This is a genomic window from Gemmatimonas sp., from assembly GCF_044345575.1.
In the GTDB taxonomy this organism is placed as follows: domain Bacteria; phylum Gemmatimonadota; class Gemmatimonadetes; order Gemmatimonadales; family Gemmatimonadaceae; genus Gemmatimonas.
On sequence record NZ_JBIJAW010000014.1, the window covers coordinates 1 to 23,387 of the forward strand.

Sequence of the window (23,387 nt, forward strand, 5' to 3'; positions counted from 1 at the left end):
AGCATTCCTGGGCCTCGTCACGGCCATTACGGCGCTCACGGCCAGCCGTTGGGAGAGCACGCGTCACGTGACCGAGCCGCTCGCCGGCTTCGTGGTCACCACCCTCGCCTTCACCATCGACGGGGTGCTGGGCACGCGCACCGGCTATGCAACCAGCCTCGCGGGGCTCGCGATTCTCCTCCCCGGCCTCACGTTCACGGTGGCCCTCACCGAGCTCTCGACCAGGCATCTCGCGAGCGGCACGGCGCGATTGAGCGGGGCCATCGTGACCTTCCTCGGCCTCGGCTTCGGTCTGGCGCTAGGCGCCAAGGCCGGCGGGGCGGCCGGCAACGCGCTGAGTCACCTGCTCCCGATGCTCGACGGCGCGCTCCCGCGCACGATGCTGCCGGGGTGGGCTGAATGGGCGGGGCTTCTTGTTGCGCCGCTCGCCTTCACGGTGCTGCTGAGCGCGCGACGTCAGGACGCGCCACTCATCGTGATCGCCTGCGCCGCGGCGTACATCACGAGCAAGCTCGCGGGCGCCGCCGTCGGCGAAGAGCTTGGGGCCTTTCTCGGTGCGTTCGTCGTGAGCGCCGGCAGCAACCTACTCGCGCGGGCGCGCCGCCGCGTCGCCATGGTCACGCAGGTGCCGGGGCTGCTCATTCTCGTGCCCGGCAGCATCGGGTTCCGCAGCGTGACGTCGCTGCTGGGCCAGGAAGTGGAGACCGGCATTCAAACCGGCTTCCGCGTGGCGATCGTGGGGATCTCGCTCGCCGCCGGCATTCTCGCCGGCAATGTGGTGACGCGAGCGCCGAATCGGGTTCGGTCGTGAGTCGTTAGAACCGACAAACGAAAACTGTCACTACACACTCGGAACTCCTTGCCTCAACGAGACCTCTTTGGGGCGGGGAGTTTGTAGTGTGTAGTGATAGTTTTCAGTCGTCAGTCACCCGCTTGTTCGCGCAGCATTGTCACGGTGCGAATGAATGCCGGACGCGCCCAGCCAAGCAGGGCCAACACGAGCGTCATTCCCACCACGGCGAGGATGGATAGGCTGTAGCGAATGGCGAGTGGATCGGCGAAAACACGATCGGTGAGGACCGCCACCGCGGTGGGCCCCAGCACGCCTGCCACCAGATTCACGATGAGCTGGTAGACCGCACTGCCCTGACCGCGCATGCGCGGCGGCATCACTTCGGCCACGGCAGCACTGGCGGCGCCCCATGGCAACGCGGCAAAGACGTTCACCGCCACCAGGAGCGGAACGACCAAGGCCACCGACGGCACGAGCGGATAGAGCCCGGCCGACACGAGCATGCCGCCGGCGGCGACCATCCCGACCCGGAGTGGAGCATCCACCTGGCCACTGCGAGCCCACCTGTCGGTCAGGCGCCCGCCCAGCAGCACCCCCAGCGGGCCGACTACGAATGTCAGCACGCCCTGCAGCAGGCCAGCACGCTCGATGGTCCACCCGTGCGTGCGCACGAGGAACGTTGCGAGCCATGCGCCCACGCCGAAGTTCACACTGAGCGAGAACGCGAAGCCGAAGGACAACGCCCCGATGGCCCGCGCATTCGCACGCATGTAGCGCACGACATCGCGCAGCGGCACTTCCACCTCGCGCGATTGCGCACTGGCGCTCTCACCACGAGGCTCGCGGATGAGCAGTGCCACCAGCGCGACCAACAGTCCGGGCAGCCCCACCCAGAAGAACACTGTCTGCCACGGAAAGATCTCGGTGCCCCAGGGGAGCGTCAGGCGGCCGGGAACGTCGAGCCGTCCGACCACGAACGCGCCGAGCGCATAGGCGATGCCCGCCCCTGCGAAGGATCCCATCTGGTACACGCTCATCGCGGTCGCGAGCCGCCGGTGCGGGAACTGATCCGCAATGAGCGACACGGCAGCCGGCCCGATCGTGGCCTCGCCCACCCCCACCCCAACGCGTGCGGCGAAGAGCTGGGCATAGCTTCGCGCCGATCCAGTCAGCACGGTCAGCACACTCCACACCGCTGCGCCAATGGCGATGATCTTCGGGCGTGAGCCCCGATCGACCCAGCGCCCGATCGGCAACCCCAGCAGCGAGTAGAAGATCGTGAAGCTGAGCCCCATCAGGAGGCTCACGTCAGTATCGGTGAGCCCGAAATCACGCCGCAGCGGTTGCACGAGCAGCGAAAGGATCTGCCGGTCGAGAAAGCCGGAGATGTTGGCCAGCGTGAGCACCGCTACGGCGAACCACGCCCGTTTTAGATTCGGGGCTGGCGCAGCGGTGTGGTCGGAAGAGGCAGGACTGGTCACTCATGAAAGCTGAAGAGCGGCTCACACAATTGCACCCGTCCCCCGTACTTTTCGGGATGCCTCATCCCTCGCTCGTGCTCACCCGAGCCGCCGTCCGTGAGATTCCCGATACAGACTGGCCCCGGGTGCTCGAAGCGGCCGTCGACGCCGGTGCCCTGCACGCGGCCGAAGCGGAGTTGGCCACGACACTTGCGCCGGGGCGTCGCGCGACATTCGTGGCGGGGCGCGAGGCACTCCGATCGGCACTCCGGCAACTGCCCGATGCTGCCGCAGATGCCCAAGCAACGCCGATTCTGCGCACGCCCCGCGGGGCCCCGTCGCTCCCCGCGCACGTCACCGGTTCGGTGACCCACAAGCGCACCCTGGCCATGGCTGCCGTCGCGCCGCGCGCGGCATCGCTGCAGCACATCGGCATCGACCTCGAACACCGTCCGCAGGAGCGCGATCTCGCCGCGCGCTCGGTGGCGCGGAAGATTCTCACCGCGCGCGAGTACGACTACGTGCAGCAGTGGGGCGAAGACACGCTCGCGGGGCGCGAGCAGGTCCTGGTGCACTTCGCACTCAAGGAAGCGGTGTACAAGGCGATCGATCCATTCGTGGAGCGCTACGTGCGATTCACCGAGGTGGAGCTCGACCTCACCGACGGCCGCGCGCAGGTGACGCTGCACCTGCCGGAAGCATCAGTGGCCGAGGTGCGCATCGAGGCGGGGTGGCAGCCGGAGGATGAGTGGATCGTGGCGTGGGCGGAGAGTCACAGGTAACGGCGGCGGGTAACGGCGGGTGTAACGGCGCCTTACCAGCAGACAGCAGACGGCAGACGGCAGGCACTACAGCACGCAGTCCGGGAGGAATGCGGTACAACAAAACGGGCGCCACCGCTTCGCGGTGCGCCCGATTTCCTTTGCGGTGGGGATATCGGGAGCCGCGCGCAGCGCAGGCTCCCGTGTTGTTCTACCGCATTCCTCCGTCACTGCGTGCTGTGGTTCCTGCCGTCTGCCGTCTGCAGTAAAGTCGCGCCCGCGATCCCGCCCTAACGCCGCCGCGCCACGTGCCTCCCCACCCCTCCGAACAGGTAGCACTGCACACTCACCACATCGAAGCCCTCGTCATTCAGCAATTCGCTGAACTCCGCCTCGGTCATGAAGTGCGCGATGCTGCGGGCGATGTAGCCATACACCACCGGATCGCGGTGCCATGCGTACCCCACCATGTCACCGGCCACCTGCAGATAGCCGAGGAAGAGCGCGCGCCACGGCGCGAACGCCGGCTTGTAGAAGTCCAGCGTCACCAGCACGCCGCCGGGGCGCAGCACGCGTGCCATCTCGCGCACGGCGCCGCGTGCATCGGGCACATTGCGCACGGCATAGCTGGCGGTGATCACGTCCACCGACGCGTCGCCCTGCGGCAGCGCCATCATGTCGCCGACCATCGCCGTCACTGCGGTCGCTACGTCCGCGTCGCGCACGGCCAAGCGCTGCCGCGCCTGATCGATCATGCGCGGTGAGGCGTCGAGCGCATCCACCTGCACGCCCGGCCACAGTCGGGCAAGCGCGAAGGCGAGGTCACCAGTGCCGGTGGCGAGATCGAGCGCGCGCTGCACGGGGCGGATACGGCGCGCGGCCTCGCGGACGGCATCCATCGCTTCGCGCTTCCACGTGGCGTCCATACCGAACGAGAACCACCGTGTGAAGCGGTCGTAGCGCGGCGCGATGATGTCGAACATCGGCGTCACGAACGCCTGCTTGATCGACGGGTCGGCGAGGTGCTCGTTCACGTCGAGCGTGCGGAGCACGGCTTCCGGGGTGGGGGTATATTCAGCCATCGCTACGAAGTGTACACCGTGATCTCCCGCTCGTGATGCCTCGCCGCTCCGGAACCGTCAGTGTCAGCACCGTGGTGCTGCTCGTCATGGCCTTCGTCTGCGCGGGCCTCGTCGCGAAACGTGTCTCCGCGCGCAGCGCCCAGGACCGGCTCGCCGTGGCCATGGTGCGCGACATCAACGGCCAGCGCGTGGCACTGGTCCCCAAGGGGCAGCCCACCGTGGTGATGGTGAGCTCGCGCACCTGTCCCTGGTGCAAGAAGGCCCTGGCCGACTTTGGCCGCATGGCCGACGGTGAGCCGGTGCCTGGCCTCACCCTGTTCACCCTCGAAGGGGCGGCCGACGGAGTGCCCATGCTCGAGAAGGAGAAGCTCAGCGGCGCGCGCCTGGTGGGTCCCGCCGGTACGCGCGAGGACGCCGAGCGGCTCTTCAAGTACCCCGGCACGCCCACCTTCATCGCCTTCGACCGGAATGGCCGCATTGTGCACACCATTCCTGGCTATCCCATCCAGCCCGAGCTCGCGCGCTTGTTCGCGGTGATGGTGCGGGAGACCGATGTGCCGTAGGCAATGGTAACTGATGACCGAAGACTGACGACTGAAAACTCCCCGCCCGACATGGGATCTCGAGTGGGGCGGGGAGTTTTCAGTTCTCGGTTCTCAGTCCTCAGTCCTCAGTGTCGGTGCTCAGTTCTCCGACTCAGCGCTCCAACTCAACTCTCACGGCTCACCCGCCCAACCCGCTTCCCCTCCAGCACCATCAGCACCGTCATCACGGTGATCGACACCGCCGAGATGGCGCACCAGGGACAGAAACCCTTGAGGATGATGAACTCGGCGTACTTGAGGCGCAGCGTGAAGAGAAAGGCCGAGAAGATCAGCAGCTGCAGCAGCCGCGCGGGCCACACCTCGTCTTCGAATTGCGCCAGCGCGCCGATCGTGGCGACGAGACACACCACCCCGTAGCCCACCGCGCCGATGAGCGCGACGTCGACGCCGAGGAACCAGCCGTACTGACTCCCCTGGATGTATTCGCAACCGTGACCGCCGCCGCACGCCAGGGAGCCGGCCAGACCGATCTTCCATAGATGGAGATAGGTGGCCACCAGGGCGTTCAACAGGGCGAGGACAGCAATGATCTTGCGAAGACTCACGGGACACTCGACGGGAAAACGGGGCGCGGCACAGCGGCCGGACACTGCCGACCCAGTCTAATGGTAGAGGGGGACACGCTCGCGGATAAGCGCACCGCACCGTACCTTCGCGCGCTATGCCCCCCCTCCACGCCTCTCCCGCTTCTGACGCCCTGCAGGCCACCCGCGTGGTGGCCGCCCAGCGGTGGCGCGTCGCCGCCCTGCTCACGACCGGCATGGTGCTGGTCTACTTCGGCTTCATCGCCTTGGTAGCCTTCAGGCCGCAGTTCCTCGCCACCCTCGTGAGCGACGGCCTCTCCATCGGGATCGTCCTTGGCGCCTGCGTCATCGTCTCGGCGTGGGTGCTCACGTGGCTGTACATCTCGTGGGCCAACCGCGTGTACGACCCGGCGCTGGCGGCGCTCAAGGCAGCGCATGGCTCGGTGGACGAATCGGATAAGGAGCGACGCTGATGCCGACACTGCTGCTGCTTCAGGCGGCCACCGGCGCTCCCGCTCCAGCACCGGCTGGGACGAGCTTTGGGACCCCGGATCCCGTCGCGATCGGGTTTTTCGCCGTCTTCATCTGCATCACCCTCGGCATCACCTGGTGGGCAGCGCGGCGAACGCAAACCGCCGACCACTTCTATGCCGCCGGACGCTCGGTGACCGCCGGCCAGAACGGCTTTGCGCTCGCCGGCGACTATATGAGCGCCGCCTCGTTCCTCGGCATCGCCGGCCTCGTCTCCACCAGCGGCTTCGATGGGCTCATCTACTCCACCGGCTGGCTGGTCGGGTGGCCGGTGGTGCTGTTCCTCATCGCCGAACCCCTTCGCAACCTGGGGCGCTATACCTTCGCCGACGTGGTGGCCGCCCGACTCAACCCGGTGCCGGTGCGCATCAGCGCGGCCTACGGCACCCTCGCCACGATCGCCTTCTACCTCATCGCACAGATGGTGGGAGCCGGCAGTCTCATTCGTCTGCTCTTCGGCATTCCCTACGAAACGGCAGTGATGATCGTGGGCGCGGCGATGATGGCGTATGTGCTGTTCGGTGGAATGCTGGCCACCACATGGGTACAGATCGTGAAGGCCGTCCTGCTACTGGGCGGCGCGGCCCTGCTCGCACTGCTGGTGCTGGCCAAGTTCGGTTTCGACCCGCGGGCCCTGTTCGCGGCCGCCGCGGCACAGCAGGGCGCCGGCGTACTGGCGCCCGGGAAGCTCGTCTCCAACCCGCTCGACGCCATCTCCCTCGGCCTCGCGCTCATGTTCGGCACGGCGGGGCTGCCGCACATCCTCATGCGCTTCTATACGGTGCCGGATGCCGTCGCCGCACGGAAGTCGGTGTTCATCGCCACGGGGCTCATCGGGATGTTCTATCTGATGACGTTCATCCTGGGCTTCGGCGCCATGGTGCTCGTGGGGCCCACCGTCATCAAGAGCATCGACGCCGGCGGCAACATGGCCGCTCCCATGCTGGCAGAACTGCTGGGTGGGCGTCCCTTCCTCGGCTTCATCGCCGCCGTGGCCTTCGCCACCATTCTCGCGGTGGTGGCCGGCCTCGCGCTCTCTGGCGCCGCGGCGATCTCTCACGACCTCTGGTCGAGCGTGGTCCGCAAAGGCCACCCCAAGCCGGGGGAAGAACTCAAGGTGGCCCGTCTTGCCACCATCGGCCTCGCCCTGGTCGCCATCGCGCTCGGCGTGGCCTTCAAGGGGCAGAATGTCGCCTTCATGGTCGGACTGGCCTTCGCCATCGCGGCCAGCGCCAACTTCCCGGCCCTCGTGTTGAGCGTGTTCTGGCGACGCACCAGCACCGCCGGGGCCGCTGCCAGTATGGTGGTCGGCACCACAGCGACGCTCTTGCTCATCGCGCTCTCGCCAGCCGTACAGGTGGACCTGCTCCACAAGACCAGCGCGATCTTCCCACTCAAGAACCCGGCGCTGGTGACGATTCCGCTGTCATTCGTCACGGGCATCGTGATCTCGCTCCTGGTCCCCGACCGCGGCGGCGATGCGCGATACACCGCGCTCGAGCAGCGCCTACTCCTCGGCGCCGACTGACCCACCGGCTCGCGGACGCCCTTATTCGTGCTCTCGAACCCAAGACCGGCAATTTCGTCCTAGCGGCCCAAAGAGAATACTCGGAAGCGAATACCAAGTTATCGAGCTAGGCAAATTTGTCCGGCTCACAAACTTGCTTTCAAGCACGAAATCACATCGAACCGGCAGACACTCATGTAAATATATGAAAAACAAATACTTAAGGGCGTTTTCCACGGTCGATTCCAACAGCGACGCTGGGCGAGATCAGATCATGGCACGCGCTCTGCATTATCGACCGGTGCCGGATCAGCTCGGGCTGATACGGTGCGGTGGTAGAGCCGACGCAGGTTCGAGCCCCGATGGACTCCGTGGATCTCATCCATGTTCGATCGACTCGCGTTGCGCACGGCCTTCTGGGGCACGCTCGCCCTGCTCTCTGCCCTCACCATCCTCGTATCCGCCGGATCGCTCGCGGTACCGAACTTCGTCGCTGCCGCGCCCTATCTGTCGGCGCTCTCCCTGATCATGGCGGTGACTGGCTGGCGACTGCTGCATCAGGAATTGCTGCGTCGTTTGCAAACCGATGCGACGCTCGAGGGGCGCGTGCGGCGCTTGCAGGACGCCATGCAGGCCAGCATGGACGGCATGTTTCTCCTCCGCGCGGTGCGCGACCGGCAGGGGGAGATCATCGATTTCGAGATCACGGATGCCAACGCGCGCGGCGCGGCGCTCCTGTACCGAAAGGCGGGCGACCTGATGGGCCTGCGCCTCCGCCGCGACCTTCCCGTCATGGGTTCGTTGCTCTTCGATCGCTATGTCGAAGCCGTGACATTCCTGACTCCGATGGCCGAAGACCTTCGTGTCGATCGCCGGGTCGTCCAAGCCAGCTGGATTCGCCACCAGGCGGCGCCCACCACTGATGGCATCGCCGTTACGCTGCACGACATCTCGACGCCCAAGCGCGAAGAGCTTCGCCTGCGCAAGGCGTCACTCACCGACGATCTCACGCGCCTGCACAACCGGCGCGGGTTCATGGCACTCGCCGAGCAGCAGCTGCGCGTGGCGCGTCGGCACGGCAAGGACGCGGTGGTGATGTATGTGGACATGAACGGATTCAAGGAGCTCAACGACAGCTACGGCCACGCGGTGGGCGACAAGGCACTCAAGGAAGTGGCGCGGTTGCTGCGCAACACGGTGCGGGACTGCGACGTGGTGGCGCGACTGGGCGGCGACGAGTTCACGGTGCTGGCGCTTGATGCCGACGGCATGGGCGCACGTGTCATCCAGAAGCGCATCGAGGAGCAGCTCACGCTGCTGAACGCCTCGGGGGTGCTCCCGACGACCATCGGAATCACGATCGGCCACACCCGCGTGCGTCCCTCGGACCCGGCCAGTATCTGCGAACTGCTGCAGCGTGCCGACCAGTTGCTGTACGCCCGCAAGCGCCGTCGCGCCGTGACGTTGGCGGCAGCTGTCAACAAGCCGGTACGTACACCGCGCCGTACGCCGCGCCAGATGCCGGCGGTATCCATCCCGCCCGAAGTGGCCGCCGTGGCCATGGCTGCGGCGCGTAATCTCGGCACCCCCGTCACCAACGGTCTGGTCACAGCGCTGACGCCGTCACTCCCCCCCATGCCGATGGAGCGCGGGGTTACCAGTCCGGCGTAACCGACTCCGCCGGCTCTTCGTCGGTGATGCCCTCGAGGAGCCGGCGCCACCACGGACGTTGATCCTCAGCACGGCGTGTCGCCCGGACCACCTGGCGCCACGCCGTTCGCATTTCCTGTGCATCGGCGAAGCGGTCGTCGACACGCGGCGCGAGCCCACGCGCGATCCATGAGCCGAGTTCGTCGGGAAACCCATCCTGTGGCAGCTGCTCGGGGAAGGCATCTGACAACTGCCTGGCCAGGATGTACTCGGCAGGCCCGTCGCCGAATGGCGGCCGCCCAGCCAAGACGAAGTACACGATGCTGGCAAGCGCGAAGAGGTCGGTAGCGGGCCCCTGGGCTTCACCCAGCAGTTGCTCAGGCGCCGCAAACGCCGGTGTTCCCGATGTCCCCGTCTTCTCATCGCCCAAAGCATAGGCGATGCCGAAGTCACCGATCCGCCAGCGGCGATACCGGTCGATCAGAATGTTTTCCGGCTTGAGATCGCGATGGATGATGCCGCTGTTGTGCGCCGCGAAGAGTGCCTCGAGCACCTCGTCCACCTGCGGCGCGATTTCCTCGAACGGACGCGCACCGCTTCGGGCCACGAGATTCGCCACCGAGCCACCTTCGGCGAGCTCCATGGTGTACCACACCACGCCCCCACGGCCATCGCTGTCGTAGATCGGAACGATGGCGGCATGCGCCAGCTGCGCGGCGAGCCGCGCTTCACGACGGAAACGCGCGACCGCCACATCGTCGCGCGCGATGTGGGGGTGCAGCACCTTGATCGCCACCTCCCGCGACAACGACAGATCACGCGCCCGCCACACGCTTCCGAACTGCCCGGTGCCGAGCGGGGCGAGAATCTCGTAGTCGTCGGACGTGGCCCAGCGCAACCGCCCCTCGGCGCTGTCGAGCGCCGTTGGGAGTTCGTCCCCCTCCGGGGCGATAAGCGTGGGGCGCACCGACACGTTGCGATCGAGTTCGCGCAGCATCGTCGCGATGCTCGGGAAGCGATCACCCGGGTCGTAGGCGAGGGCACGCTCCAGCACCACGGCGAGCGCATGCGGGCAATCGCTGCGCAGCAGCTGCAGCGGCGGGACATCCCGCTCGGGTGGCGTCTCGCCGGTGAGCATCACGAACAGCATCGCCGCCAGCTGCCACTGATCCGACGCGGCCGTGGGCTTCCATCCTGTCGCGTTCCACTCGGGGGCCCAGGGGGTGAACCGGGGATCTGGCGTAAGTCCGGCCGGCCGTTGATCACGGGGCAGCACCCACTCCCAGCCCAACAGCCACAGGCGCCCGCCTGGGGTGAGCCACACGGTGCTCGCCGACAACGCGCCATGCGCCGCCGTCGTGTCGTGGAGGTAGGCCAGTGTGCTGCCGGCTTCGCGCAGCACCTGAAAACCCACCTGGATGGAATCAGGGCCCAGTCGCGATACCCGCGAATGCACCGTTTCGCCGCCGATCCAGCGACGCAGGTACCCGGGGCCACGGCGGCTCTCCTCGTACGACGCCCAATAGTGGTACGTGGTGGGAATCGACGGATGATTACGGTGCGCGAGGGAGCGCGCTTCGTGCCGCAACCAGTCAGCGTGCGCCGGATCAGGAATACTGACCAGCGACAGCGATCGCCCGAGCGCATCGACCACTTCCTGATAGTGGCGATGCTCACGACGGATGGCTTCGCTTCCCCACGACCAGCCCGGTGGCAACTGCCACTCCTCGAGGTGCGGCGGTGGCGACGCCGTTGGGGTCTGGTCCGTGGTCGGGAGCGATTCAGCCATACTCAAGATTAACGCGGCCGGGGCTCAGATGCTTCCGGGACGATGGCCGACGCGCGCGCGAGGGTGATGCTCACCGTGGTGCCCTGGCCGATGCGACTCGTCACGCCGATCGTGCCGCCCCACCCTTCGATGAGCCGACGACTGATCGCGAGGCCGAGTCCGCTTCCGCTGGTGCGGGTCGAAAAATGTGGTTCGAACACATGTGGCAACACGTCCGCCGCGATGCCGCCGCCATTGTCGGCGATGTCGAGCACCACCACGGCATCACGGGCGGTCACCGTCAGCGAGACCTCGGTGGCCCCGGCCAAACGCGCGTTCTCCAGCACGTTGATCAGCACCTCGCGCAGTTCATCCCGCTGGCCGAGGGCGAACGCGGCCGTTTCGCCTGGCGCCACCACGCTCCAGTGCACCCGCTGTCCCTGGTCGGCATGATCGCCCAGTCGCTCGAGACCCACCACGTCGTGCACCACCTCGGTCACATTCACCGGCACGGCCGGCGCGCGCTCCGATGGGGCGGTGCCATAGCGGCTGAAGGCCCGCGCGATTTCATCGAGGTGATCGATCTCCTCGAGTACGCGGCCCACGTTCCGATCGAGAATCTCGCCGAAGTCGCCCCGACCGTCGCGATAAGCGCGGCGCAGGTGCTGTACCCCGAGCCGGATGGGCGTGAGCGGATTCTTGATCTCGTGCGCAACCTGTCGCGCCATCTCGCCCCACGCCAACACGCGCTGGGCGCTCGCGAGGTCGGTGATGTCATCGACCGTGAGCACGGCGCCGGTCGGCAGTCGCGTCAGTCGTGCCTGCAGCTGTCGCCCGCCGAGGGCGAGCTCGAAGGCCTCCTCGTAGTCGTCCCGCGCGAGAAACGCCGCACACTGCTCGACCAGCGTCGACAGGCGGGGTGGCAACTGCGCCAGCGTCATCGCGGCCCCCCGCACCTCGGCCCCCAGCAGGGCACCCGCACGCGGGTTGGCGAGGATGATGCTGCCGTCGCGCAGGAGTGCCACCACGCCGGTGGCGACGTTCTGCAGCACGGCGTCGGTGCGACGCTGTGCGGCCTCGAGGGCGGCCCGGCTGGTGTGCAGATCATCGGCCATGCGCGTGAAGGCGCGATACACCGGTGCGAACTCCGTCGCCGGGGCCGCCCCGAGCGTAGGGGCCGGCCGTCCCGCGGCGAGGTAGAGCGCCGCTTCACGCAGGGCGCCAACCGGACGGGCGAGCGCGCGCGCCGCGATACCGCTCGACCAGATCGCGGCCAATGCACCGAGCATGGTGGCAAACAGGACGAGGATTCCGAGATCCTCACGCCGATCATCAAGAGCGAACTCATTGCCTCGCGCCGGCGTCACCAGCACACTCGCCGGCGAGCCGGGTACGTTGAGACCGAGCCCGCGCGAGAGTAGCCGAAAACCAACGAGTGCCCGTATCGGTCCGGTGGTGAGTCGCCGGGTGGTGAATACGTCGTCGCTGCCCATCTCATCGGCCGTGAGCGACACGGGGAGGAGCCGGCCGAGGGGCGCCAACGCATCGAGGAGCGGGTCACTGGCTTGGCTCAGCACCCCGTCGCGATAGAGAAAGAGGGGCGCCCCCGTGCTGCTTGGCGCCGATCCCACCGGCCGCTGCTCCTGCTCAGCGGCCGCCACGCGTAGCGTTTCGCGCACGAGCAGCTCGCGGGTGGCCCGATCGTCGTCCTGCAACCGATACCACGCCCACAAGGCGAAGATGGCCGCCGGGGCGATGAAGAACCCGAGCAACGCACCGGATAGCCGCACTCGGTACGAGCGCGACCAGCGCGCCCGGCGCACGGCCAGCAAGCGCCCGAGGGCCCCGTCGGCCAGTGCGGTCGCCGACCAGATGAGCATTACGACGAGCACGTCGAGCATCACCAGCAACGCCCCACGCGGTAACAGCAGGTCGAGACCACCGAGATCGACCTCGGCGTGCACGAGGTTCACATCCTGCCCTTCCCCCGCCACCCCATCACCGTGCAGCACATCCCCAAGACGCCGCCAGCGCAGTTGCGTTGATGGCGTGGCCCCCGCCGGCGCCGCGCTGAGCGACAAGCGGTACGGCGCCTCACGACCGCGCTCACCCACCACGCCGATAAACGTGGAGAACGGATCAGCGGGCAGCAGGCTGGAGCGGGGCGGCAGCGCGATGGTGGTGACCGTGCCATCAGGCGCCGGCACCGCCGCGAGCAGCATGCGCCGCACGCCATCACGCGCCTCGCGGAATTCCACCACACCGGTTTCGCGCGCCATCATCGCCACGTACGACTGCGCCTCGATGGTGTCGAGCACGGGAGCGAGTTCCAGCACCGATACGGGCGTGTCGATGGCGCTGGGACTCCAGCGGGCGAGTCGTGCCGCGTACCCGGCACGGGCCAACTCACTGGCGGCATACCGGCGGAGCAGCGCTTCGCTCGTCTGCACCGGCCGGACTTCGTCGCGGAGCGAAATCGCGAACCGCTCGAGCAGCCGCTGCGCATCGAGGTCGCTCTCACCAACACGCTGGATGTCGTGCTCGGCCAGCGACAGGCGGGCGCGGATGGTCGCCCCCCAGGTGAGGGTGGAGGCACCCGCACCCGCCACCACCGCCGCGGCCGCGACCTGCGCCAGGCCGCGGCGGGTGAGCGCGAGGCAGGCGATCGCCGCCACCCACGGTATGGGATACCATGCAGGCCACGTGCCCGGAGCGTCCCAGATCATGGGCGCGAGCACGGCGCTGAACAGGGCCGTGAGCACGGCGAGCGCCGGCGGGAACCCGCGCCGGTTCCCCAGCGCCGTCTGTCCAGCCGAGGCCGCCGCGAGGAGGATCGTGACACCGGCGAGCGCGAGCGCCAGCTGCCACGCGATCCACACCGTAAACCCCGCCCCAGTCGGCGGCGGCGTGATGCCGCGCGCGAGATCACGCAGCACGAACGGCCCCCCGGCGGCGCTGAGCAGCACCAACCCAATGGCGACCGGTCGCGATGGACGCTGCAAGGTGGCGCGCAGTGCGAACAGCAACACGGCCAGTGCCATCGCCGCGGTGGCCATCAGGGCGACCACGGTCGACGTCAGCGGGCCACCCATCGGGGCAAAGAAACTGCGCGGGTCGAAGAGCGTGGACACGTTGGAAAGCGCCGACAGCGGCGCCACCGCCACGGTCAGCAACACCGCGGATGCGCCCGCGATGCGCTCAATCGTGCTGGCTGGCCGGCGCCACGCCACCACCAGGAAGGCGAGCAGCGCCACGATCAGTGCAGCGCCGCTGCGCAGACGCGCACGCTGTTGCAGCGCGAGTCGCGTTTCCCCCTCCGTGTAGGTGGTGGCATGCACCCGGGCCAGCACGTGTGTCCCGTCGCGTACCAGCACCGCGGTTTCGCCCTGTACCACGCCGGTGCTGTCCGGGGACTCGATGCGCGTGTGCGCCACGTCGATATCGCCGGGCAGGGTCTGCAGGAGCGTGCGGGTAAACCGATCGCCGGGCGGCGCCGAGGTGATCAGCGCGGTCGTGACGATTTCGACCGCGGCATCGGCGCTACGCGCCCTCGCCACGAGCGAGGTGTGGAACGGGCCATCGGCAATCACCACGCCAGAGGGGCCACCGGGGCCCACCGGCGTGTGCATCTGGCCGGCCCGCGCGACGAGTACCCCTCGACGATACACGAGAATGGCCGACTCGATCTCGGGAGACAGTGGCGGGGCGATCCCCACGGGCGCTCCCGCCAGTGTCCGCGCCACCAGCGCACTATCGGTAGCCGAGAGCTCGGCAGCGCTCCGCAACGACCACGCCACCTCACTCACCCGCTCGGCAACCCGACGCGCCCGGTCCTCCCGCTCCTCGGCCGACCACGACACCCAGTCACGCTTGATGGACTCGAGGGTGGCCGTCTCGCTGGCGCCCATGAGGCAGGCCACCACCAGCGCGGTGGCGGTAAGACTCGCGAACAGGCGCGGACGGCGCACCCACGGCACGAACGACGCCGACGCGATCGTCCCGAAGACCGCCGGCATGAGGCGCCACCATCCGGGCTCCTGCTGCCACCACGCCAGCGCCACCATGGCCACCGTGGTGCCGAGCACCCAAGCGGTGGGCCATCGAGTCGCGGTGGCTGGGGGCGCCCCCGCAGGGGACGATTCCGAAGGCGACGGTCCCGAAACGGGCGTGGAAACGAGCGGCGAGTCCATGGCCCCACAATACCCCGCCGTGTTCCCGGAGGCGAAGGGGGTCCCTGTGCCGGTTATGTTGTATGGATGCCCCGACCCGCTGCGCAATTCGTTCCGGGAGTCCGACGTGCCCTTGCGACCACGGCCCTTGCCGCCATGGCCGCCACGCCGCTTTCCATGGCCGCGGCCCAGCAGGTGCGGCTCGACGAGGGCAGCTTCACGATCACGGTCAACGGACAGCGAGCCGGGCGCGAGCAGTTCTCGATGCAACGGGTCATGACCAACGACGGCGGCACGATCGAGGTGCGGTCGGAATCCGCTTTCGGTGACACCCGCACCGCGCTCCGCCTCGAGGCCGATTCGGCCGGGACGCCGGTGCGCTATTCCGTGGAAGCGCGTCGAGGGGCCGAGGAGACGTTACGCCTGGGCGGCCAGCGGGTACGGGGCCGCTTCGCCACGCTGGCGCGCAGCATTACGGGCGAATCGGCCCGGGAGTATCTCCTGCGTCCGGGCGCGGTGGTGGTCGAGGACGACGGCATTGTGCAGCACGCACTCCTTGTGAGGCGCCGACTGACCGAAGGTGCCGGGGTGACCCTCCCCTCTCTCACGCCCACCGCCAACTCACAAGGGGCGGTACGCGTTGTTCTCGAGGCAGAACGTGATGTGGTGGTGGTCGCAGGGGCCCGGCGAACGGCGCGCCGCTTTCGCATCGTCACGGCAAACGGAGAGGCGCGCCTCGTGTGGGCCGAAGGCGACGGGCTGCTCCTGCGACTCAGCATCCCCTCGCGTGGTCTCGATGCCGTGCGCGACGATGTACCGCGATGACGCAACCAACTGACAGCCGGATGACGAACCCGGCCGACCTTGAAACCATTTCCGGACGGGGGCCGTACGCCCCGCAGTCCTCATTCTCCATTCTTCGTATCAACGCCATGAGAATTCCCGTGAGACTTCACGTGCTCGCGCTCGCGATCGGTTGTGCCGGCGGGATGTACACGCCAGCCGCACTCGTCGCCCAGACGCCGTCAGCCGCTCAGGGGAACGTCCTGACGCTGGCCGACGCGCTCACCTTGGCCCGTCGCAACAACCCTGCCCTCGCCAACTCCGTCAACGCGCGCCGCACGGCCGCAGCGAACGTCCGGGCGGCGAACGGGGCGTTTCTCCCCAACGTCAACAGCAGCTTCGGCGGCGGCTACCGTGAAGGCCGTCAGACCTTCTTCCAGGGTCAGGGGTTCGGTTCGACCAACGACCAGCTCTCCACCGACGCCAGCGCCTCGACCAACCTCAATCTCTCGCTCGGCGCGCTCAACGACCGGCGAGCCGTGAAGGCCGAGCAGGAAGCGGTGGAATCCGATATCGCGGCGGCTGAGGTGAACGTTCGCAACAACGTCATCAACCAGTACCTCACCGCACTGCAGGCGCAGGCCAATGCCCTCCTGCAGGACACGTTGCTCGTGACCACCACGGCGCAGTTGCAGTTGGCCCGCGCCCGACTGCAGGTCGGCTCCGGCACGCAGCTCGATGTGCAGCGCGCCGAAGTGGCCGACGGCCAGCAGCGCGTGGCCGCACTGCGCGCCAAGAACACCGCCCAGGTCGAGATCGTCCGGCTCTTCCAGCAGATCGGCATGCCGCCGATCGCGGGGACCACGCTCGACCAGAATCTCCCGGCCCCGCCGACGCTCGAGATGCAGGGCGTACTCGATATGGCCAAGCGCGCCAATCCCGCCCTCGGTGCACTCAAGCAGCGTGAGGAATCGGCCCGCCGTCAGCTGTCATCGGCCAGGAGCGGGTACTACCCCTCGCTGTCGTTGCAAGCCGGCGTGTCGGCGTTCACCAATCGGTTCACCAACACGAACCAGCTCATCGACCAGTCACGCACGAGCCTGCTCGCGCAACGCGGCTCCTGCATCCGTACCGAAGAAGTGCGCGCCCGCCTGCAGCTCGCCAACAACCTGGCCATCTGCGAAGGGCTGACCTTCACCTCCGCGCAGGAGCAGGCGATCCGCACGTCGCAGGGCAAGTACCCCTTCGACTTCACACGGAATCCGTACAGTGTGTCGGCCAGCCTCTCCCTGCCCCTCTTCAACGGCTTCCGCCGTGAGCAGCAGATCGAGCAGGCGTCGGTGCAGCGCCGCAACGCTGAAAACAACACGCGCACGCAGGAGCTGCGTGTCACGGCCGATGTCACAGCCGCCTGGTTGCAGCTCAACACTGCGCAGCAGACCGTAACGCTGCAGGAGCAGAACGTGCGCACGGCGCGCACGACCCTTTCGCTGGCGCAGGAGCGCTACCGGGTGGGTGCCATCAGTCTCGTCGATCTGGTGCAGGCGCGTGGCGATTACGAACGCGCCGAGACCGACCGCATCACCGCCGTGTACGACGTGCAGCGCGCTTTCGCCGCGCTTGAGAATGCCGTCGGTCGTCCGCTTCGCTAACTGAGCCCAGACATGAACAAGACAGCCAAATACGCCATCGGCGGCGTGGTCCTCGTGGGCGTGGTCGCCCTCGCCGTGGTCGCCGCCAACAAGAACAAGACCAAGGCCACCGAAGTGCGCATCGAGGGCGTGGAATCGCGGGACCTCGTGGCGTCGGTGACGGCCAGCGGGCAGATCCAGCCGCGCACCAAGGTCGACGTGTCGGCCGACGTGACCGGCAAGATCGTGCGACTGGTGGTCAAGGAAGGGGAGATGGTCACCAAGGGGCAACTCCTGCTCCAGATCGACCCCGAGCAGGCCACCGCGGCGCTACAGCGCGCCGAGGCCACCCTCGCGTCGACCCGCGCGCAGGCGGCGCAGGCCAAGGCCAACCTCATTCAGGCGCAGCGCAATTACGAGCGCTCCCTTGCCATCCAGAAGCAGTCGCCCAACCTCGTGAGCGAGGAGCAGCTCGAACAGCTGCGCACGCAGTCGGAAGTGAACAAGGCGCTCGCCGAAGCCGCCAACTACTCGGTCGAACAGGCACAGGCGTCGGTGCGTGACGCACGGCAGGCCTTGAGCCGCACGACTATCACCGCTCCCATGAGCGGCAAGATCACCCGCCTCAACGTGGAAGAAGGCGAAACGGCGATCATGGGAACGCTCAACAAGGATGCCGCCACGCTGCTCACGATCAGCGACATGAGCATCCTCGAGACCAAGGTGAAGGTCGACGAGACCGACGTGGCCCGCATCAGCGTGGGCGACTCGGCGCTCATCCAGATCGACGCCTTCCCTGACACGGCATTTGTGGGCCAGGTCGTGGAGATCTCCAACAGCTCGGTGAACAAGACAGGCACGGCGGCGGCGGCGGGCGACCAGGCCATCGACTATGAAGTGCGCGTGCAGCTCGTGAACCCGCCCACCGAAACGCGCCCCGACTTCTCGGCCACCGCCAAGATCGTCACCGCGAGGCGCACGAAGGTGCTGAGCATTCCGATCATCGCGCTGACGGTGCGTGAGAACGAGGACCTGCCCAATGGCGACTCGGCCGTGACCGTGGGCCGTCAGCCCACCAAGCAGGTGGGCAAGCGCGATGTGGAAGGCGTGTTCATCGTGGGCACCGACAACAAGGTGAGTTTCCGCCCCGTGAAGGTCGGCATCGCCGGCGAGCGCCACTTCGAGGTACTCGACGGCCTCAAGGCAGGCGAGAAGATCGTGGCCGGCACGTACCAGGCCATCCGTGAGCTGAAGGACGGCGCCCTTGTGAAGGAAGCCGTGGCCGAGAAGAAACCGGCGGAGAAGAAGCCGTGAGCTCGCACGACATCGGGCTCAGCACCACGGCGGAACGTGCAGTCGTCACGGCCACGCACGGCGCGTCGCCCGACAAGGGATGGGTGATTGTCACGCGCCAGCTCAAGCGGCAGTACGACATGGGCGGCGAAATCGTGCGTGCGCTCCGCGGTGTCGATCTCGCCATTCGCCGCAACGAGTATGTGGCCATCATGGGGCCGTCCGGCTCGGGCAAGTCCACGCTCATGAACCTCATCGGCTGCCTCGACACGCCCAACGAGGGTGAGTATTGGCTGAGTGGTCAGCTGGTGAGCGAAATGAGCGACGACCAGCTGGCCCGCGTACGCAACAAGGAAATCGGCTTCGTCTTCCAGACGTTCAACCTGTTGCCACGCGCGTCAGCCCTGCAGAACGTGGAGTTGCCGCTCGTGTACGCCGGCGTCTCGGCCGACGAGCGAAAGAAGCGCGCGACGGAAGCGCTTGAGCGCGTACAGCTCGGCGAACGCATGCACCATCGCCCCAACGAACTCTCGGGTGGTCAGCGCCAGCGTGTGGCCATTGCCCGTGCACTGGTCAATCGGCCCTCCATTCTGCTGGCCGACGAACCCACGGGCAATCTCGACTCCACCACCTCCGAGGAAATCATGCGCGTGTTCGAAGAGCTCGCGCAGCAGGGACAGACCGTGGTGATGGTGACGCACGAGCCCGACATCGCGGCGCACGCGCGCCGTGTGGTGGTGTTGCGCGACGGCGTCATCTCGAGCGACGAGACGCGCGAACAGTTCATCGAGCGGGTGGGGCTCACGAACGCCTCGCACTGAAACCACCGCGCGCACGAGCCGTACGGCACGGGGTCACCGCTTTCCGCGAGGCCCCGTGCCGTTTTTTGATGCCGTTCGTTTGGCGCTGCGCACCATCCGCACCCAGAAGCTGAAGAGCGTCTTCACGCTCCTGGGCGTGTGCATCGGTGTGATGTTCCTCATCTCCGTGGTCTCCATCGTCGAAGGGATGGGGCGCTACATGGAGGAGGATCTCATCGGCAAGCTCATCGCCGTGAATACCTTCGAGCTGCGCCATCGCCCAAACATCAACATCGGCGATGTGGACGAGGCGACGTGGCTGGAGTACCAGAAGCGTCCGCGTCTGGACATCACCGATGTGGAGCCGGCAACGGCGACGCTCCCCAGCGACACCAAGTGGTACCTGTACAGCGAAGACATGACGATGGCCACCAGCAGTACGAGTGGCAAACCGCGCCAGGTCCGGGCCCTCGCCGTGCAGGGTGACTACTTCACCGTGAAGAAGTTGGGAGTCACCAGGGGCCGACTGCTTTCCGACCAGGAGCTCGACCGTGGCGAAAAGGCCGTCGTGATCGGACCCGACGCCGCCGACCGTCTCTTCCCCGGGCTCGACCCGCTTGGCCGCGAACTCAAGATGGGCGGCGTACCGTATCGGGTGGTCGGCATCGGCGAATCGCAGGGCAAGGTGTTTGGCATGTCCTTCGACAACTTCGTGATCGCATCGTTCCGCTCACCGGCGCGGCGTCTGCTCAATTCGCGCCCCAACATCGTCGACGCCGTGGTGATCCAGTCCCCCAACGCGGCCGCGATGACCGAGAACATGGAACTCGTGCGCGCCGCCATGCGGGCGCAGCGCAGGCTCCGCCCCGCGCAGAAGGACAACTTCTCACTGCAAACGGCCGATTCGGCGCTCGAGTTCTGGAACAAGATCAAGGGCTACCTCGTACTCGCCGGCGTGGCCTTGCCCGCGATCGGACTCGTGGTGGGCGCCATCGTGATCATGAACATCATGCTCGTCGCGGTCGCCGAGCGTACGCGCGAGATTGGCATCCGCAAGGCGCTGGGCGCGAAGCGACGCGACATCCTGCTGCAGTTCCTCATCGAAGCGTCCACGCTCGGGACGCTGGGGTCGGCGATCGGCGTCGCCCTCGGCATCGGGCTCGCGCAGCTCATCGCAGCCGTATCGCCGCTTCCCGCCAGCGTAGCACCATGGTCCATCGTGGTGGGCGTCGCCCTCGGCGCCGGCGTGGGCATCATCTCAGGGGTGTATCCGGCCAGCCGCGCCGCGCGTCTCGACCCCATCCTCGCGCTGCGGCAGGAGTAACCCATGAGCGAGTTCTCCACACGTCTCTCCGCCGTCGGTGAAGGGGTGCGCATCGCGATCGACGCCGTGCGCGCAAACAAGATACGCGCCGGGCTCACCATTCTCGGCATTGCCGTCGGTGTCTTCGTGGTGGTGGCCATTTCGGCGGCCGTGCACGGCATCAACCAGTCGGTCGCCAAGGACTTTGCGAGCACCGGCCCCACCACGTTCTTCGTCTCCCGCTTTCCCATCAGCTTCGAAAACTGCGACGGTAGCGAGGACAGCTGCAAATGGCTGCGCAATCCCCCCATCCGCACCGGCGAGGTCGAGGCACTCCGGCGCCTGCCCACCATCGAAGCGGTCGGTGAGCGGCTCGACTGGGGAGCCAAGGTGCGGTATCGCGGCACCGAGCTGTCGTCCACGAGTGTCGAGGGATACTCGGCGGAGTGGACGCTCATCAATGCCCCCGAGGTCTACCCCGGTCGCGCCTTCACCACCACCGAAGCGCGTACCGGCGCGCGGGTAGCCGTGGTGAGCACGCTTATGGCCCAGCGACTCTTCGGCGACGCCGATCCGGTGGGCAAGGCGATCATGATGAACGACGTGCCGTTCGAGGTGATCGGGGTGTTCAAGGACAACAGCAGCTTCCTGTCCGGCGGTGAGCGTCCCAAGGCGGTGGTGCCCGTCACCTCGCTCGTTCGGCACATCGGGGCGCGCGAAAGCAATATCGGCCTCGCCGTGAAGCCCCGTGAGAGCCTCAATCCGACGCTTGCCCGTGATCTGGCGATCGATGATGTCACCGCGACGCTGCGCGGTCTCCGCGGTGCCCGGCCCGCCGACGAATCAAGCTTCTCGATCATCACGCAGGACAAACTGTTCGAGACCTACAACAAGATCTTCGGCATGTTCTTTCTGGTGATGATCGCGCTGTCGGGTGTGGGGCTCATCGTGGGGGGCGTAGGCGTGGTGGCCATCATGATGATCTCCGTGACCGAGCGCACCCGGGAGATCGGCGTACGCAAGGCGTTGGGCGCCACGCGGGCGACCATTCTGTGGCAGTTCCTGGTCGAAGCGGCGACGCTCACCGGGATCGGCGGGGCGATCGGGTTGTTCGTGGGGTGGGTGGCCTCGCTGGTCATCCGTAACGTCACCCCGATCAACGCCAGCATCCCCCCCATGGCCGTGGTCGCCGCCCTCGGCGCGAGTGCGATCACCGGTATCCTGTTCGGGATGCTCCCGGCCAGCCGGGCCGCCCGGCTGGATCCCGTGGAAGCGCTGCGGTACGAGTAATGGCCAGGAGGTATTAAGCTTCAGGGGTGAGAACCTTTGATGCCATTCTCCTGGCGCTGGCTCAGCTCCGCGTCCAGAAACTGAAGAGTGCCTTTACCCTGCTCGGGGTCACGATCGGCGTGATGTTCCTCATCGCCGTGGTGTCCATCGTCGAAGGCATGGGCAAGTACGTCGAGGAAGACTTCGCCTCGCGACTCATTGGCACCAACACCTTTACGGTGCGCCGCTTCGACAATGTGGCGGGTGGCCCCGGCGGTAACCGCGGTAGCGATTCGCGCGCCGCGCAGCGCCGGCCGCTCCTGCGCATGCCTGACGTCGATGCCGTGCGCGCTGCGCTTCCGCCGTCGATGAGTGCGACCATTTCGAGCGAGACGTTCAAATACGCCTCGGCGCCCGGGGCCCGGCCGCGACAAGTGCAGGCCGTGTCCACTGACGCGAATTACTTCGCGATCAAGAAGTTTGCTGTCGATCAGGGGCGCGCGTTCACCGACCAGGAAGTGCGCGCCGGGTCCCCGGTGCTCGTGATTGGCGTCGACGTGGCCGATCATTTCTTCCCGGGACTCAATCCCGTTGGGCGCGCACTGCGCGTCTCGGGCGTGCCGTTCACGGTGATCGGCGTGGTGGAGAAGCAGGGCTCGGTGTTCGGGTTTTCGCTCGATCGCCTGGCGATCGCGCCGTATACGTCGCCCATGCAGCGCATCATCCGGCCGCTGCGCGATTTCAGCTCACTCATCGTGCAGGCCCCCACGCAGGCCGACCTCGCCGAGGGCATCGAACTGGCACGGGGTTCGCTCCGGGCCTTCCGCGGCCTGCGCGCCGGGGAGCCGGACAACTTCGGCATCGTGACGCAGGACGCCGCGTTCGGCTTCATCAAGCAGCTCAAGGGACGCCTCGTCCTGTTCGGCACCGCCCTGCCGGCCATCAGCCTCATTGTGGGCGCGATGGTGATCATGAACATCATGCTCGTGGCCGTTGCTGAACGCACCCGGGAGATCGGCGTGCGCAAGGCCCTGGGGGCGAAGCGCCAGGACATCCTCTCGCAGTTCCTCGTGGAGGCCGCCACGCTGAGCACCCTCGGCGCCGCCATCGGGATCGGCCTGGGTATCGGTCTCGCCAAACTGGTCGCCGTGTTCACGCCGTTACCGGCGGCGGTCGCACCGTGGTCGATTGCGGCCGCCCTCGTCACGGGGGCCGGTGTTGGCATCGGCGCCGGCTTGTACCCGGCCAGCCGTGCCTCGCAGCTCGACCCCATTGCCGCGCTGCGCGCCGACTGAGGAACACATCGCATGAATAGTCTGCTGCTGGTGTTGGAAGGCGTGGGCATGGCGCTCGAGGCCATTCGCGGCAACAAGGTCCGCGCCGGTCTCACCATCGCCGGCGTCGCCATCGGCGTGTTCGTGGTGGTGGCCATGGGCGCTGTGGTGAACGGCATCCGCT

Annotated in this window: 18 protein-coding genes; 13 read left to right on the top strand and 5 right to left on the bottom strand. The window is 67.3% G+C overall.

What is annotated here, in order from left to right:
• Positions 1-811, top strand: an 811-nt coding sequence (locus ACIQ6O_RS01985) for a threonine/serine exporter family protein (RefSeq protein WP_396206085.1), incomplete at its 5' end; no start/stop codon positions are given.
• 110 nt (positions 812-921) lie between these two features.
• Here ACIQ6O_RS01985 and ACIQ6O_RS01990 read toward each other — a convergent pair.
• The gene (locus ACIQ6O_RS01990; protein ID WP_396206086.1) at positions 922-2,274 is read right to left on the bottom strand and encodes an MFS transporter; all 1,353 of its coding nucleotides are present in this window, start codon (positions 2,272-2,274) and stop codon (positions 922-924) included.
• 56 nt (positions 2,275-2,330) lie between these two features.
• On the opposite strand from ACIQ6O_RS01990, the gene ACIQ6O_RS01995 reads away from it, so the two are divergent.
• Positions 2,331-3,035, top strand: coding sequence for a 4'-phosphopantetheinyl transferase superfamily protein (locus tag ACIQ6O_RS01995; protein ID WP_396206087.1), 705 nt, complete (start codon positions 2,331-2,333; stop codon positions 3,033-3,035).
• A gap of 269 nt (positions 3,036-3,304) precedes the next feature.
• Here the strand turns inward: ACIQ6O_RS01995 and ACIQ6O_RS02000 are convergent, their stop codons facing one another.
• Entirely contained in the window at positions 3,305-4,096 is a 792-nt protein-coding gene (locus tag ACIQ6O_RS02000; RefSeq protein WP_396206088.1) for a ubiquinone/menaquinone biosynthesis methyltransferase, read from the bottom strand.
• 35 nt (positions 4,097-4,131) lie between these two features.
• Between ACIQ6O_RS02000 and ACIQ6O_RS02005 the strand changes: the two genes are divergently transcribed.
• A complete protein-coding gene (locus ACIQ6O_RS02005) occupies positions 4,132-4,659 on the top strand; it encodes a TlpA family protein disulfide reductase (protein WP_396206089.1) in 528 nt (175 codons plus the stop codon).
• A 146-nt stretch (positions 4,660-4,805) separates the two neighbouring features.
• Here ACIQ6O_RS02005 and ACIQ6O_RS02010 read toward each other — a convergent pair whose 3' ends face one another.
• Positions 4,806-5,246: a vitamin K epoxide reductase family protein gene (locus tag ACIQ6O_RS02010; RefSeq protein ID WP_396206090.1), complete on the bottom strand. Its 441-nt coding sequence runs from the start codon at positions 5,244-5,246 to the stop codon at positions 4,806-4,808.
• A gap of 116 nt (positions 5,247-5,362) precedes the next feature.
• Here ACIQ6O_RS02010 and ACIQ6O_RS02015 point away from each other — a divergent pair, with 116 nt between their 5' ends.
• From ACIQ6O_RS02015 to ACIQ6O_RS02025, 3 genes are all read left to right on the top strand, one after another.
• Positions 5,363-5,698, top strand: coding sequence for a DUF485 domain-containing protein (locus tag ACIQ6O_RS02015; protein ID WP_396206091.1), 336 nt, complete (start codon positions 5,363-5,365; stop codon positions 5,696-5,698).
• Positions 5,698-7,284: a sodium/solute symporter gene (locus tag ACIQ6O_RS02020; RefSeq protein WP_396206092.1), complete on the top strand. Its 1,587-nt coding sequence runs from the start codon at positions 5,698-5,700 to the stop codon at positions 7,282-7,284. Before ACIQ6O_RS02015 ends, ACIQ6O_RS02020 begins: the two co-directional genes overlap by 1 nt.
• A 363-nt stretch (positions 7,285-7,647) precedes the next feature.
• Positions 7,648-8,934 carry a diguanylate cyclase domain-containing protein gene (locus ACIQ6O_RS02025; protein ID WP_396206093.1) on the top strand — a complete coding sequence of 429 codons (1,287 nt, stop codon included), beginning with the start codon at positions 7,648-7,650 and terminating at the stop codon, positions 8,932-8,934.
• On the opposite strand, the gene ACIQ6O_RS02030 is transcribed toward ACIQ6O_RS02025, so the two are convergent.
• Together ACIQ6O_RS02030 and ACIQ6O_RS02035 are read right to left on the bottom strand one after the other, a co-directional pair.
• Entirely contained in the window at positions 8,918-10,702 is a 1,785-nt protein-coding gene (locus tag ACIQ6O_RS02030) for a protein kinase (RefSeq protein WP_396206094.1), read from the bottom strand. The two genes, ACIQ6O_RS02025 and ACIQ6O_RS02030, sit on opposite strands and share 17 nt — an antisense overlap.
• 8 nt (positions 10,703-10,710) lie before the next feature.
• Positions 10,711-14,766 (bottom strand): ATP-binding protein, encoded by a 4,056-nt coding sequence (locus ACIQ6O_RS02035; protein ID WP_396206095.1) that lies wholly within the window; start codon positions 14,764-14,766, stop codon positions 10,711-10,713.
• Positions 14,767-14,937: 171 nt separating this feature from the next.
• On the opposite strand from ACIQ6O_RS02035, the gene ACIQ6O_RS02040 reads away from it, so the two are divergent.
• The 7 genes from ACIQ6O_RS02040 (at position 14,938) to ACIQ6O_RS02070 (ending at position 23,224) form a co-directional block, all read left to right on the top strand.
• On the top strand, positions 14,938-15,675 hold the full coding sequence (locus ACIQ6O_RS02040; RefSeq protein WP_396206096.1) for a hypothetical protein: 738 nt from the start codon (positions 14,938-14,940) through the stop codon (positions 15,673-15,675).
• Between the two features lie 119 nt (positions 15,676-15,794).
• Positions 15,795-17,285: a TolC family protein gene (locus ACIQ6O_RS02045; RefSeq protein WP_396206097.1), complete on the top strand. Its 1,491-nt coding sequence runs from the start codon at positions 15,795-15,797 to the stop codon at positions 17,283-17,285.
• A gap of 12 nt (positions 17,286-17,297) precedes the next feature.
• Complete coding sequence (locus ACIQ6O_RS02050; protein WP_396206098.1) at positions 17,298-18,578, top strand: efflux RND transporter periplasmic adaptor subunit; 1,281 nt, start codon at positions 17,298-17,300, stop codon at positions 18,576-18,578.
• Complete coding sequence (locus ACIQ6O_RS02055; protein ID WP_396206099.1) at positions 18,575-19,378, top strand: ABC transporter ATP-binding protein; 804 nt, start codon at positions 18,575-18,577, stop codon at positions 19,376-19,378. Before ACIQ6O_RS02050 ends, ACIQ6O_RS02055 begins: the two co-directional genes overlap by 4 nt.
• A gap of 55 nt (positions 19,379-19,433) precedes the next feature.
• Positions 19,434-20,681 carry an ABC transporter permease gene (locus ACIQ6O_RS02060; RefSeq protein ID WP_396206100.1) on the top strand — a complete coding sequence of 416 codons (1,248 nt, stop codon included), beginning with the start codon at positions 19,434-19,436 and terminating at the stop codon, positions 20,679-20,681.
• 3 nt (positions 20,682-20,684) lie between these two features.
• Entirely contained in the window at positions 20,685-21,950 is a 1,266-nt protein-coding gene (locus tag ACIQ6O_RS02065; protein ID WP_396206101.1) for an ABC transporter permease, read from the top strand.
• Between the two features lie 26 nt (positions 21,951-21,976).
• On the top strand, positions 21,977-23,224 hold the full coding sequence (locus tag ACIQ6O_RS02070) for an ABC transporter permease (RefSeq protein WP_396206102.1): 1,248 nt from the start codon (positions 21,977-21,979) through the stop codon (positions 23,222-23,224).
• Positions 23,225-23,387 lie beyond the last annotated feature (163 nt).

Coding starts and splice junctions, on each gene's coding strand:
- ACIQ6O_RS01995 (WP_396206087.1), top strand. CDS start 2,331: ATGCCTCATCCCTCGCTCGTGCTCACCCGAGCCGCCGTCCGTGAGATT.
- ACIQ6O_RS02000 (WP_396206088.1), bottom strand. CDS start 4,096: ATGGCTGAATATACCCCCACCCCGGAAGCCGTGCTCCGCACGCTCGAC.
- ACIQ6O_RS02005 (WP_396206089.1), top strand. CDS start 4,132: ATGCCTCGCCGCTCCGGAACCGTCAGTGTCAGCACCGTGGTGCTGCTC.
- ACIQ6O_RS02015 (WP_396206091.1), top strand. CDS start 5,363: ATGCCCCCCCTCCACGCCTCTCCCGCTTCTGACGCCCTGCAGGCCACC.
- ACIQ6O_RS02020 (WP_396206092.1), top strand. CDS start 5,698: ATGCCGACACTGCTGCTGCTTCAGGCGGCCACCGGCGCTCCCGCTCCA.
- ACIQ6O_RS02025 (WP_396206093.1), top strand. CDS start 7,648: ATGTTCGATCGACTCGCGTTGCGCACGGCCTTCTGGGGCACGCTCGCC.
- ACIQ6O_RS02030 (WP_396206094.1), bottom strand. CDS start 10,702: ATGGCTGAATCGCTCCCGACCACGGACCAGACCCCAACGGCGTCGCCA.
- ACIQ6O_RS02040 (WP_396206096.1), top strand. CDS start 14,938: ATGCCCCGACCCGCTGCGCAATTCGTTCCGGGAGTCCGACGTGCCCTT.
- ACIQ6O_RS02050 (WP_396206098.1), top strand. CDS start 17,298: ATGAACAAGACAGCCAAATACGCCATCGGCGGCGTGGTCCTCGTGGGC.
- ACIQ6O_RS02065 (WP_396206101.1), top strand. CDS start 20,685: ATGAGCGAGTTCTCCACACGTCTCTCCGCCGTCGGTGAAGGGGTGCGC.